Annotated in this window: 13 protein-coding genes; 8 read left to right on the forward strand and 5 right to left on the reverse strand. The window is 63.7% G+C overall.

Annotated features, from left to right (window positions below; genetic code table 11):
- Window positions 1-23: 23 nt before the first annotated feature.
- Window positions 24-1,214: an NAD(P)/FAD-dependent oxidoreductase gene (locus KXR83_RS16790; protein WP_437425767.1), complete on the reverse strand. Its 1,191-nt coding sequence runs from the start codon at window positions 1,212-1,214 to the stop codon at window positions 24-26.
- A 277-nt stretch (window positions 1,215-1,491) separates the two neighbouring features.
- Between KXR83_RS16790 and KXR83_RS16795 the strand changes: the two genes are divergently transcribed.
- From KXR83_RS16795 to KXR83_RS16830, 8 genes are all read left to right on the forward strand, one after another.
- Window positions 1,492-1,875, forward strand: coding sequence for an ethanolamine utilization protein (locus KXR83_RS16795; RefSeq protein WP_437425768.1), 384 nt, complete (start codon window positions 1,492-1,494; stop codon window positions 1,873-1,875).
- A gap of 14 nt (window positions 1,876-1,889) precedes the next feature.
- On the forward strand, window positions 1,890-2,393 hold the full coding sequence (locus tag KXR83_RS16800; protein WP_437425769.1) for a dimethylamine monooxygenase subunit DmmA family protein: 504 nt from the start codon (window positions 1,890-1,892) through the stop codon (window positions 2,391-2,393).
- Complete coding sequence (locus KXR83_RS16805) at window positions 2,390-3,361, forward strand: PDR/VanB family oxidoreductase (RefSeq protein WP_437425770.1); 972 nt, start codon at window positions 2,390-2,392, stop codon at window positions 3,359-3,361. The genes KXR83_RS16800 and KXR83_RS16805 overlap by 4 nt, the downstream gene beginning before the upstream one ends.
- Window positions 3,361-4,371, forward strand: a complete 1,011-nt coding sequence (locus KXR83_RS16810; protein ID WP_437425771.1) for a heme-dependent oxidative N-demethylase family protein — start codon at window positions 3,361-3,363, stop codon at window positions 4,369-4,371. The genes KXR83_RS16805 and KXR83_RS16810 overlap by 1 nt, the downstream gene beginning before the upstream one ends.
- Window positions 4,372-4,551: 180 nt before the next feature.
- Window positions 4,552-5,916: an ammonium transporter gene (locus KXR83_RS16815; protein WP_116914683.1), complete on the forward strand. Its 1,365-nt coding sequence runs from the start codon at window positions 4,552-4,554 to the stop codon at window positions 5,914-5,916.
- Window positions 5,917-6,029: 113 nt separating this feature from the next.
- Complete coding sequence (locus KXR83_RS16820) at window positions 6,030-6,692, forward strand: helix-turn-helix domain-containing protein (RefSeq protein WP_437425772.1); 663 nt, start codon at window positions 6,030-6,032, stop codon at window positions 6,690-6,692.
- 494 nt (window positions 6,693-7,186) lie between these two features.
- Window positions 7,187-8,650, forward strand: a complete 1,464-nt coding sequence (locus tag KXR83_RS16825; protein ID WP_437425773.1) for an APC family permease — start codon at window positions 7,187-7,189, stop codon at window positions 8,648-8,650.
- Between the two features lie 260 nt (window positions 8,651-8,910).
- Window positions 8,911-9,540: an LppP/LprE family lipoprotein gene (locus KXR83_RS16830; protein WP_437425774.1), complete on the forward strand. Its 630-nt coding sequence runs from the start codon at window positions 8,911-8,913 to the stop codon at window positions 9,538-9,540.
- 4 nt (window positions 9,541-9,544) lie between these two features.
- Here the strand turns inward: KXR83_RS16830 and KXR83_RS16835 are convergent, their stop codons facing one another.
- The 4 genes from KXR83_RS16835 to KXR83_RS16850 are packed head-to-tail and all read right to left on the reverse strand — an operon-like array spanning window position 9,545 to window position 12,692.
- Entirely contained in the window at window positions 9,545-10,819 is a 1,275-nt protein-coding gene (locus KXR83_RS16835) for an MFS transporter (protein WP_437425775.1), read from the reverse strand.
- A 60-nt stretch (window positions 10,820-10,879) separates the two neighbouring features.
- Window positions 10,880-11,272: a RidA family protein gene (locus KXR83_RS16840; RefSeq protein ID WP_437425776.1), complete on the reverse strand. Its 393-nt coding sequence runs from the start codon at window positions 11,270-11,272 to the stop codon at window positions 10,880-10,882.
- Entirely contained in the window at window positions 11,269-11,601 is a 333-nt protein-coding gene (locus tag KXR83_RS16845; RefSeq protein WP_437425777.1) for a hypothetical protein, read from the reverse strand. The genes KXR83_RS16840 and KXR83_RS16845 overlap by 4 nt, the downstream gene beginning before the upstream one ends.
- The gene (locus tag KXR83_RS16850) at window positions 11,601-12,692 is read right to left on the reverse strand and encodes a Rieske 2Fe-2S domain-containing protein (RefSeq protein ID WP_437425778.1); all 1,092 of its coding nucleotides are present in this window, start codon (window positions 12,690-12,692) and stop codon (window positions 11,601-11,603) included. Before KXR83_RS16850 ends, KXR83_RS16845 begins: the two co-directional genes overlap by 1 nt.
- Between the last annotated feature and the right edge of the window lies 1 nt (window position 12,693).

A 12,693-nucleotide genomic window follows, 5' to 3' on the forward strand; every position in this document is an offset into this window, starting at 1 on the left:
GGTCGGGGGAAGGGAGGTGGTGGTCATCGCATCTCACCGGCGCCCTCGTAGGGGTTCAGGCTCAGCAACAGGTCGTTCTCCTCGAATCGGCTGTACCGGAAGTCGTGTGGATCAACGTTCGGCAGCGTCGTCGTCCCGGTGGTGAGAAGGTCGGCGACGAGTTCGCCGACGGCGGGGGAGATCTTGAACCCGTGACCGGAGAATCCGGTGGCGAGGAACAGCCCGTCCGCCGGGGAGGGGCCGATGATCGGGTTGTAGTCGGGAGTGACGTCATAGGCGCCGACGTAGGAGCCGGCTATCCGCGGATCGGGCATGTCCGGCAACCGGTTCCCGAGCTTCATGATGTTCTTCTCGATCGCCGAATCGTCCGCGCGGTTCACGTAGTCGTCTGGGTCGATGTACTGCGGTGCCTGGTGATCGGAGTTCCCGACCAGCAACTCACCGTTGGGTTCACGGCAGATGTATTGCAGCCCGGCCAGATCCGACAGCACGGGAACCTCGGGGGTCGGCGCCCCCTGGTCGACCAGGACGAGCTGTGCACGCTGGGCCTTGACATCCACCGGAACGCCGACAGTCGCGGTGAGCGCCGGTGTCCACGGCCCAGCAGCAACGATGACATGCTCGGCGTGGATCTCGTCTCCGCCGGCCAACGTGACGCCGTAGACGGTCCCGCCGGCATTCTGCAGCAGACCGCTCACCCGGGTCGATTGGCGCACCGTGACGCCGAGTCTGCGGCCCGCGGCACCGAACGCCATGCCGGCCATGTAGGCCTCGCCGCGTCCACCAAGTGGCTCGTAGGCGAACGCCGCGAAGTCGTCGAGGTGCAGGCCGGGCCAGAGACCGGCCATGGTCTCGTGGTCGATGAAGTCGACGTCGATACCCAGACTTTGCATCATCGCCACATTCGCCTTGAGGGGCACGGTGTTGTTCTCGCCGACGCCGACCACGTAGCCGCACTGCCGGAAAGCCATGTCGTCGTCGAAAAGCTCAGGGGCGCGCTGGAAGACGTCCACGCTGTACCAGGACATCGCCGCCAACGACGGGGTGCCGTAGTGGCAGCGGACCACCCCACTGGACTTGCCGGTCATCCCCGAGCACAGGGTGTCACGCTCGAGGATCAGCACATCGGTTTCCCCCCGATTGGCGAGCGACCATGCGATGGCGAGCCCTTCCAGGCCGCCGCCGACGATCACGTACTTCGCTGTCTCTGTCACTGTCAGTCTTCCGCTCGTGTGTTTCTTCATGTGATCCGGTGTTCTCTGTTATGAAACAGGCCGATTGTGTCAGCGAAGTTTCCGGACAGTGTCTGGCGTATCACGGAATCGGGCTATGCCAACCGAGATCGCAGGGATTCAGGTGATCTACGCTGGGCGTTTGTCGAATTTAACGTGCATGTCACGCGGCTCATCGTTTCCTGCCACTATATTTGGTTTCACGCCTTACTCGCGGCGCTCTGCCGCATCACCTATACGCCCCCTCAAGGAGAAGCCAATGACCACAACCGATTCCGACAAGACGACCGCCTTCCGGGTCACATCAGATTTTTGGGCGACGCTTCCGCAGATGCCGGTCACCGAATACCCCGGCACGGAGGGCTTCATCGATGACGTCTACGCGAACCCGGAAGGTTCCGAGATGTCCGCCGGGTACTTCGAACTGCGCCACACCGACGCACCGCTCGACTACTACTACGCCTACGACGAGATGAAGGTGGTTCTCGAAGGCGTCTTCCATCTCGAGAACCTCGAGACCGGCCAGGTCGAGACCGCCGGACCGAAGGACGCCATCTTCTTCCCGAAAGGTTCGACCATTCGCTTCACCACCGAGGACCGGGCTCTGGCGTTCTTTGTCGGCCACCGCTCGTTCGCACCGTAACCATGGCGGTCTCGATGGCCACCACCACCGTCCCCCGGTGGCAGGCCACTGCTTTCACCGACGTCGAGTTCGATGAGGCGGCGTCACATCACCTCGTTGTGACCACGGACGAGGAGGCTGCCGAACATGTTGGTGACCCAGCAGGTGTATCGGTGGTCCGCCTTGCCGGTCCGGAGGATGACGCGCTGGCCGCTGCACTGCGGCCGGCGCGGGTGGGTTGGCGTTTTGTGGTCGTCGGGCGAGGGGCCGCGCCGGTGCGGGTTCGGGCTGCCATCATCGACGCAGGTGCCGTTGACGCAGAAGTGACTGTTGTCGACCTCGGCGGCGGGGACGGATTCTCGCCCGGGGAGCGCGATGTCTACTGCGCGCATTGTCATTCCGTCACCACCACCTTCGCTGGCATCGACGAGTCGCTCACCTGTTCCGGATGCGGATCTCCTTTGGTGGTCTACTACCACTTTTCGCGACGACACCACGCCTACTTGGGATTTCACCCAGACGCGGAGGAACTACTATGACGCGCACGGTCAACGCGCCACCCACCGGGCTCACCGGCACCGACTTGCTGGTGACCGTCGGCACCGTCCGGGATCTCTGCGACGGCATCCGTGAAGTCACATTCACTGGCGCGCAAGCGCTGCCTTCGTTCACTCCCGGAAGTCACATCGGCGTGCGGTGGGGGACCGGCGTCCAGAACTCGTACTCGCTGACCGGTCCATGCACTGATCCCGACCACTACGCGATCTGTGTGCGCCGTGACGATGCCGGTAGGGGCGGCTCTGCGTGGATTCACGCTCTGCGAGTGGGCGATCAGGTGGTGATCACCCCGCCGCGCAGCGCGTTCGCGCCGATATCCGTTGCCCGCCATCACGTCCTCATCGCGGGTGGCATCGGGGTCACGCCGATCTTGTCTCATGTCCGAGCAGCTGTGCAGTGGCACCGATCTTTTGAAGTGATCTATTCACACCGGCCCGGGCAAGACGCGCTCGCCGACGAGTTGCAGAACCTCTGTGGAGATCGACTGACCATCGTGCATGACGTCGACGACTTCTGGTCGCACCTGACTCCGATCCTCGAAGACTCGGTGCTCGGCACCCACCTCTACACCTGCGGGCCGGCAATGATGATCGACGCCGTTGCGGCAGCCGCCACCGCCGCCGGTTGGCCGGCCCAGCGCATCCATTCCGAACAGTTCTCATCCGCCGTGGCGACCGGCGGTGCACCGTTTGCCGCCCGCCTGCGCCGTACCGGGGTGCTGGTCCCCGTCGGCGCCGACGTGTCGCTGCTCGAGGCATTGCTCGAACGCGGTGTGGCCGTGCCCAATCTGTGTCGCCAGGGCGTCTGCGGCGAATGCCGGGTCACCGTGCTCGGTGGCCGAATCGACCACCGGGACTTCTATCTGACCGACGACGAGCGAGCCGGAGGCGACGCGATGATGCCATGCGTCTCTCGGGCCGCCGGTGACCAAGTGGAGCTGGAACTGTAATGACCGCAGCAGCTGTGTTCACACAGAACGACATCGAGAACTTCCCCTTCCCGTTCCCGAAAGACCAGTACCGCTACAGCGCCAATGTCGAACCGACCGGGCAGAAGGGGTCGACCGCGGCCGGTTCCTGGGGAGAGCACCGAGTGGTGATCGACGCCCACTATCGGCGAGAACTCGACGAACGCTCACGGATTCTGGCGGCTGATCCCACCCGATCACAGTGCTTGCCGCACATGATTCCCGCGGCCTGGGACGCGATGCTCACCCTCATGCACGAGCTGGGCGATGGGTATCCGCAGCACATGACCCTGGAACGGGTCACTGCTGAACCGGCGTCGTACCGTTGGCGCAACGCGCTCCTCGACATCGACGAGACCTTCACGTTCGGCGTCGCCGATACGCTGCCGACCGATCCGCTGCACTACATCTGCAGCCAGATACAGGAAGACGTGGTGCTACTCGATCAGCGCGACGACCAAATGTGGGGCGACGCGGGAGTGGTGACGTTCGCCGCCGACTGGTCCTTCGGGTTCGACGTCGGCATGAGCTTTCTGCAGATCCACGGTCCGGTGCCACGACTGCACAGCGAGAAGATCGCCACGCGCGCACACGAATTCATCAAACGCCTGCAGCCGGCCCAGAGCTACCGACGCACGAATTGGACACTCACCGTCGACGGCAAACTCGACACCTCCACCGAGACCTACCCGGAGTGGGGAAAAGATCGGCGCACGCTCGCCGAAGGGCCATTGGAGGACGTGGGGGACAGGCTGTTCTTGCGCACCGAGGTTCAGCACCTCATTCGGCTGCCGCAGTCGAATGCCGTCATGTTCCTGATCCGGACCTACCTCTTACCGTTCAAGGCCATCGCGACCATTCCCGAATGGGCCGACAGGCTCTACCGGGTCCTCGAAGACCTGCCCGTTGACATGGCCGACTACAAAGGCATCACCCGGACCCGCGGCCCCGGTCTGCAATGGCTGAGGACTCACGGCCCCGTGGTGCCTTGATCGTCGGGTTCACGACAGCGACTGGCACTCAACGGATTCAGCCGAACCGCGCAATGTGGACTTCGTAACACGGCCGCAACCGGCAGTCTCGAAACCGCAACACGCGAGTGGTCCACTATCGGTGAACTTCGATTCCCGTAAGCAGACTTCCGGTCTGCGCCCGACTCTTGAGGATTGACAATGGACGAAGCGATCGCGGCCGCCGATACGGCCTGGCTGCTGGCTGCATTTGCTGCGGTGAGCCTGATGGTTCCTGGCCTGGCCATGTTCTACGGCGGCATGGTCAGCGCCAAGAACACCCTGAACATGGCGATGATGACGTTCGGTGCGTTTGCCGTGGTGGGCATCTTGTGGATCCTGTTCGGCTACTCGGCCGTGCTCGGTGATTCCCTTGGCGGAAAGGGCATTCTGGGCGATCCCCTCGAGGCGATGGGACTCTCGTCGATGCTCGAAGCACCTGCTGATCCCGGTCTGCCGCCCGCGCTCGTCGCCGGATTCCAGCTGCTGTTCGCAGGCATCACCGTGGCCCTCATCTCGGGTGCGGTCGCCGACCGCATGAAGTTCGGTGCGTGGATGCTGTTCGCCGGAGTCTGGGCGACGCTCGTGTACTTCCCTGTCGCGCACTGGGTGTTCGCATTCGATTCTGAAGACGGATCGATCACCGGTGGCTGGATTGCCAACCAGCTGGCGGCGATCGACTTCGCCGGCGGTACCGCGGTCCACGTGAACGCCGGTGTTGCGGCCCTGGCCCTGGTCATCGTCCTCGGCAAGCGACGCACCTTCCCGGCCGCGCCGCGTCCGCACAGCCTCCCGCTGACCATGCTCGGCGCGGGCATCCTGTTCTTCGGCTGGTTCGGCTTCAACGGTGGATCGGCCCTGGCCGCCGGCAACAGCGCGGCCGTCGTGGTCCTCAACACCGTTGCAGCAGCGTGTGCCGGCATCTGCGCCTGGCTTGTCGTCGAGAAGTTCCGTGAGGGACATGCGACGTCACTCGGTGCCAGCTCGGGCCTGATCGCTGCCCTCGTCGGCATCACGCCGGCCTGTGGTGCGGTCTCACCGATGGGTGCGCTGCTCGTCGGTGCTGCCTCGGGTGCCATCTGCTGCCTTGCGGTGTCGATCAAGTTCCGACTCGGCTATGACGATTCGCTCGACGTCGTCGGGATCCACATGGTCGGTGGCATCCTCGGCACCATCCTGATCGGCTTCATCGCCGACCCGGCCGCGCCCAATGGTGTTGCGGGACTGTTCTACGGCGGCGGATTCGACCTGCTGTGGCGCCAGACGGTGGCTGTCCTCGCGGTTGTCGGATACTGCTTCGTCGTCACGTGGCTGATCGCCAAGGCAATCGACAAGACCATGGGTTTGCGAGCACATGAAGATCACGAGACCGAAGGTCTGGACGTTGCCGTGCACGGTGAATCGGCCTACGTCATGGAGAACGCGACGTTGACCGGCAAGCCTGTCACCGAGGCCGACGCCGTCGAGGCGGCCGAAGCCATTGCGACCGAGGCGGTTGAGAAGCCGACACCGGCAGCCTCCACATAAAGCCTCTGGAAGCTCTCAGCCCTCTTCCCGGCATCGCCAGGAAGGGGGCTGAGGCGTATCCCGTGCGCGCAGTTGGTTTCACGACAGTAGACGCAGTCGGCTAGGATCTGTACATGCCACCGCGGTCAACCAAGACGGTCCGGGATACCGGTGACCCCGCACCCGTGCAGCGTGAAGTGCTCGGCGAACCACCAACCGGCAATGACCTCGAAGAGGCGATAGCGCGACAGGTCCGCGCGCTGCGACGTGCCACCGGACTTTCGGTGGGGGACATGGCCGAGAAGGTCGGCATCTCGAAAGCGATGTTGTCCAAAATCGAGAACGCTCAAACGTCCTGCAGTCTCTCCACTTTGGCCAGACTTGCTGCAGGCCTCGACGTCCCGGTCACCTCACTCTTCCGCGGCGCAGACAACGAACGCGAAGCGGTGTTCGTCGAATCCGGGCACGGCGCCGTGATAGTCGGGCGGGGCACCCGGGTCGGACACCACTACGAACTCCTCGGCGCGCTGCGCGGTCAGCACAAGCGACTCGAGCCCGTGCTGGTCACCCTCACCGACGCCAGCGAGGTGTTTCCTCGCTTTCAACACGCCGGAACCGAACTGCTCTACATGCTCGAAGGCGTGATGGTCTACGGCCACGGCGATGCCGAATACACCCTGCGGCCCGGGGACTCGCTCTTGCTGGACGGCGAAGGCATCCACGGACCGAACGACCTGGTCCGCTTGCCGATCCGCTTCCTGGCGGTCACGGCATACCCGGACAACCACGAAAGCTGATGTTCTCGATCTAGTTTGCAGTGGACTATCTGATCCACAATCGCGTTGCGCAATTGGTTCAGGCGGCAATCATAATCCGCTGTATGACGATTGGACCAAGTTTCTGTCGCTGAAACCACTTCGTTCGGCTAAGCGGATTCACTGTGTCTGACAATGCGTTCCACAACGACGCCATCGACAAGAGCAGATGATTTGGGCCGACTGGGTCAACTGGCCGTGCGGTGGCCCCATCCCCATGCCCGCCTTCGCGATTCGATCGCGAGGGCGGGGTTTCTGCTTTAGAGTTCCCGGCAACACCGCCACAACAGATCGGGTTGCTCGATGAAAGCAGAGATTGTGGCGACTTCCGCTGTGATGCGCGCTCTGGCCGCCGACGTCGGCCCCGCAATGAACAAGGCGTCTGAATCGCACCGGGCGAGTGATGGATTCCCCACGTTTGAGCCACCCGCGACCGCACGTCCTACAGAAAGGCCTGTGACGCAGTGACAAAGAGCATGGCAGGAGATGAGGCCGCCGACGAAATCGGGCGGGATCTCGGGTATGAGCCCGAACTGAAACGGTCGCTCAACGGATTTCAGATGTTCGCCATCTCGTTTGCGTCGGTGTCGGTGGTCATCGGCATCTTCGCGACGTATGACGACGTCCTGCAGAACGCCGGACCTGTAGGGATCTGGTTGTTTCCGGTCGTTGCGCTCGGACAACTATTGGTCGCACTGGTGTACGCGCAGTTCGCGGCGCGAATACCTCTCAGTGGATCCAGCTACACGTGGGCATCACGGCTGGCCAGCCCGAAGATCGGCTGGGCGTTCGGTTGGGTTGCGGTCCTCAGCGCCGTGACCGCGCCGGTGGCGATCGACAACGCTTTGGCAAGTCAGTGCCTGATGCCGCTGCTCAACATGGAACCCGACGAGACGACCGCGCGCGTGATCACCGTTGCGCTACTTGTGATTCAGACCGTGCTGGCAATAGCGGCAACACGCATCGTCGGCTGGGTCAACTCCTTGTCGGTGGGCGTCGAGATCGGCATTCTCCTCGTCCTTGGAACCGCGTTTGCTATCGCGGTGATGGTGACGGGCGATGGAACGACGGACAATTTGTTCTCCCGTGGTGTCGCCGGGGGAGACCCAGACTATTTCGCCATCGGCGGTGGTTTGATGGCGGCCTCGCTGATGGGGCTGACCACCCTGGTCGGATTCGAAACGGCCGCAAACATGTCCGAGGAGGCCGAGAATCCCTTCCGAAGCGTGCCCCGCGCCATCATCGGGTCGGTTGCCGCCGCAGGCGTGCTCGGTTTCTTGTTCATCCTGGTGCTGACAGTGGCGATCAAGGATCTGCCGTCAGCGTCCAATAGCGAATCGTCGGTCGCGGAGATCATGCACCAGCAGTTCGGAAACGGCTTGGAGCGGCCGCTACTTGCTGCCATCGCCGTGGCGTTCTTCGGAGCCGCGCTCGTCACCATGACTTCGACAGCGCGTTACATCTTTGCGATGTCGCGCGACAAGCGGTTCCCAGGCCACCAAGTGATGCGCAGAGTCAACCCGCGCACCAAGACACCCATTCCCGCCACACTCCTGGTGTTGGCCGTCGGCGTGATCTTGATGCTTGTGATGCCGGGCTCGGCACTGTTACAGCTCATCGCAACCGGTGCCATCTTCAACATCGGCCTCTACCTGATGACGATCGTGCTCTACCTGGGAGTGCGCCGAAAGTTCGGGCGCGGACAGAGCGGCTTCGACCTCGGCCGGTTCGAAAAGCCCGTGGCGATCGCGGCCCTGGTGTGGGTGGTCACGGCGTTGGTCGTTGTGCTTACCGCCTCCACGACGTGGGCGACCATCGTGATCGTTCTCGGTCTGCTGATCCCCGGCCTCGCATATTTCCTTTACATGCTGCGGTTCGACCGCGAAGTGCTCGAGACCACATCCGACGACACAGACCTCTTCACTGACCCCACGAAGTGACGAACTGGTACGACGACCGGTTCCGGACGTCCTGACGGAGCAGAGTGGCGTCAGCGTCAGGGCGTCCCGATCTCCGACCCAGGCGTATCCCGGTTCTGACCTCGATAACAGCCCCGTCTGACTGTCGTTTGGCCGGTCGACGCTCGTGCCCACTGACCTGCGACGACTCCCGGCGCACGTCATCGACACCTTTCCGTGACTAACTGTTCTGACGTTGGTAGCGACGTTGAGAGTGGGTCGGCAACGAAAGGATCTGCTCAATGAAAAGTATTGTCAGCGCTCGGATTTTGAAGTCAGTAGTCGGTACGGCGCTCACCGCCTTCGCGGCTGTGGCGCTCATGTCGGGATGCGCCGGCAGCACCACGGACAGCTCTGCCCCCGTCACGACCACGTTGACCGAGACACGCACCGCAGGTCCTGCCATCACCTCTCCGCCGCCGGCAGCAATGGACGTGCCGGCCACCGAGCCGGATGTGGAGGAAGCGCCCTGCGGGTCGCAGGTCGATACGACGACGATCGACGATGCGATCGCGCAGATCGCGCCCCCGATGCCTGGTGTGAATTGGGTGAAGGGTGAAAGCAACGCCGGTACTTGTTCGTTGCTGGTTTTCGTGGCGCTCCATACCCAGGGTGGCACGGGCTCGTCGCCAAATCAGCTGTTGCTCTTTCGTAACGGTGACTTCCTCGGTACCGGCACCGCCTGCAACCTGAGCTACCAGATGATCACTGGTGCGGCCGACGATCAGATCGACGTTCGATATAGCTACATCGTCGCCGACGAACCCAATGCCGCCCCACAGGGCGAGGTGAACGTCGCCTACCGATGGAACGGGTCTGGCATCGACATGATCGGCGAACTACCCGAGGCGGCCACCGAAGGTAAGTGCTGAACCGTCACCGGTGATCGCCCGGGGCTTGACGCGCGGTGCCGTCGGAGTAGCGCGACTGAACCTTGCCGAGCGCCAGAACGACCACCAGCGCAGCCGCCACGGGTAGGCAGGCAATCAGAACGATCCAGCTGGTGGATACACCGAGCCCGATGAGCGCTCCGCCGATGATGGGTCCGATGACTGATCCCAATCGCCCCATCGAGCTCGCCCAGCCGACGCCGGTTGCCGCGGTGGCCTGCGGGTACAACGAGACGGCCACGGCGGCTTGCCCGATCATGCCGGCCTGTAGACCGAGGCCCACCCCGCCGAACACCAGCAGCAGGAGAGCCTTGTCTGCGCCCAGGAACGCAGACAGGACCAGAAAGACGATCGCGACCGCCGTGGTGCCGGCAAGAACCGAGGTCATCCGAAATCGCCTGGCCGCCAAGATCAATACGCCTGCTCCGATGATGCTGCCGACTCCCAGCGCCGCTGATCCGAGTGGGGCGAGTCCCTTGGTGAAGCCGTAGCTGGTCAACAGCGTCGGCAGCCACGAGGAGAAGATGTAGAAGACCGAGAACACCAGGAATGCGAAGACCCACAGCAAAATCGTGCGGGTCCGCACCCCGGGCTCGAAAAGGCGGGCGACCGATGCGCCGTGTTTGGCATGAGGCGATGCCACGGTAAGGCCTGTCATGCCTCGTTCGTCGGGAAGCCATCGCCACAGGAAAGGAAGCAGCAGCGTCGATGCCGCGGCGCCGAGGATGAAGACCCATTCCCACCCGAATGCGCCGACGATCTGGGAGCCCACGAGTCCGGCGATGAGCGCACCGAGTGAGATGCCCGTAGTGACGAACACCGCGATCGACTGACGATGGCGCGCCGGGTTCAGTGCGGTGGCCTGAGCAACGGCCGCCGGCATCACGGCGCCGAGTCCGAACCCGGTGATCAACCGCAGCGCACTGAGCTCGATGATGGATCCACTCCAAGCGGTGAGGAATGATCCGATGGTGAACGCGACGACCGCGGCGAGGATGACGTTGCGGCATCCGAAGCGCGCCGTCAGCCGCCCGACCGCTATGTAGCCCAGCGCGACCCCCAGGCTGGTCAAGGACAGCGCCGGGGTGAAGTGCGAGGTGGGTACGTCCCAGTCGTCGGCCAGGGCGGGTACCGACAACCCGAGCGCAATGGTGTCGTAGCCGTCGAGCACGACGGCGATGAATGCGAGAGCGAGCACAGGCCAGTTCGGTCTGGTGATCTCGGCTGTGGTGGCCGGCTGGGTCATGGTCGGTCCGCTCATGATGGCGTCCTTGTGGTTGTCGGCGCGTGAGCGCCGGTTCGGCTGATGTTAGTCGTCCGGCTATCGGACGTTCGGGAGAAAGCCTTGGGCTTCGACCTCGACGGTGAGGCCGGGTTCCACCAGCGCCGACACTTCGACCAGTGTCGAGCAGGGCAGAGGTTCGGAGAAGGCGGCACTTCGGGCGCGACCGACCGCTGCCTTCTCAGCGATGTCGGTGACGTAGATGCGCAGGGTGACGATGTCGTCGATCCCCGCACCGCACGCTTCAGCAAGTGCCCGGGTTCGCCGGAAGGCCTCGACCGCCTGTGAGTAGGTGTCGTCGCCGCCGACAGGTCCGTGTGGGGTACCCGCGTGCATTCCGGAGAGGAAGAACTGACCTCCGACGACCCGGGCATTGCTGAACATGCCCGGCCGTGGCGGTTCCGGGACTCCGGGGTGACCGACCGAGGTCATCGGCCCGACACCTCGCGGCGCGCATCGGACTCCTCTGTGAGGCGGGCACGCACCTCACGGAAGTCGTAGGTGGGGTAGAAGTCTGTCCGGAACGTGCCCCAGGCCCGTCGTTCGAGCTCGACGTTCACAGCGGACAGACGGTCAGGAGCCAGCCGGAGCGTCACGATTTGTCCGACACCCATCGCTACAACCCAGGAGACCACCTCGCAACCCTCCGGGGGGAACTCATGCCACCAGTCGTTCTCGTCGAGACGGGCCTGCAGCTGGTCCAGATTTTGGCCCTGGTCGTGGCGCAGGAAGATCGTCAGCATCATGGTGGCATCGCTCATCAGGCGTTCGCCGCCGCGAGAACTTGTGCCTGCGCGACGGCGTCGGCGCGGTACAAGCGCCTGATGCGGGAGACCCCCAGATCGTGCTGATACAGGTGCTCTTCGCGGTCGGCGTCACCGGCGAGCGCTTCGAGGACAGCCCGGTCTTGTTCGAGTACCTCCCAGTGCTTCTCCTCGAGCCGCGTCCGGTAGAGGAACCGCCAGGTCTCCCGTTCCCAGCCGCTCACCCGCCGGGTCCGCCAGTGGAAGATCGCAGACGTTTCGCGGTCGATCGGGGTGCTCATACCGACGATGCCGAACACTCCGCCCGGGCCGGCCGCTGGGCCATAGGGGATCTCGAGATCAACAAAATCCATGGATCCCCGGACGAACTCGACCCAGTCGAAGTTGACGCCGCGTTGATCGGTCTTCTCGAAGAAGAAGCCACGGTCGGTCTCGCGGATACGGAACCGAGCCGAGATGTCGCCGCCGAACATCGAGTGAGAATTGCGGTGCAGGAATGCGCCGTGCATTGGATCGAGGACGTTGTCCATGTAGAACCGCCAGGGACCTGCCCACTCGGCGTAGTTCGGGAACCACGACACCTCGGGGTCAGAGAGTCGGTCGGGGAGCGCAAACGGTGTCGGCACGGATTCTGCGGTGAGCGGCACGAACGCAAAAATCGTGTCGGCCGCCTCGACCACGCTCAGCGACACGGTTGCTCGCCGACCTTCGAGGGCGCACCCCGGCATGCCGGGAACCGAGACGACAGTGCCACCTCCGTCCACCTGGACCCCGTGGTAGAGGCAGGCGATCCGGTCACCGAGGTGCTGTCCGACCGACAGCGGGGCGCTGCGATGAGGACACCGATCCTCGAGCATGTGGACAACGCCCTGCGCGTCGCGGAACAGCACCCAGTCCACCTCGAGCCGGCGAACCGGCACCATTGCACCTGGTTCGACCATGTGCGAGGGGAGGATCGGGTACCACCGGTCGCGCAGACCCGTTGCCGCGATCTCGTCGGCATCGAGGTGTCGCCGTGTGCCCACGGCGAAAGTGGGTCCGCGATTCCGGGCGGTTTGTCTTGTATTGGTGACTGTTTCGGTGCTCATA

Source organism: Williamsia muralis (assembly GCF_051487485.1).
GTDB lineage: Bacteria > Actinomycetota > Actinomycetes > Mycobacteriales > Mycobacteriaceae > Williamsia > Williamsia muralis_B.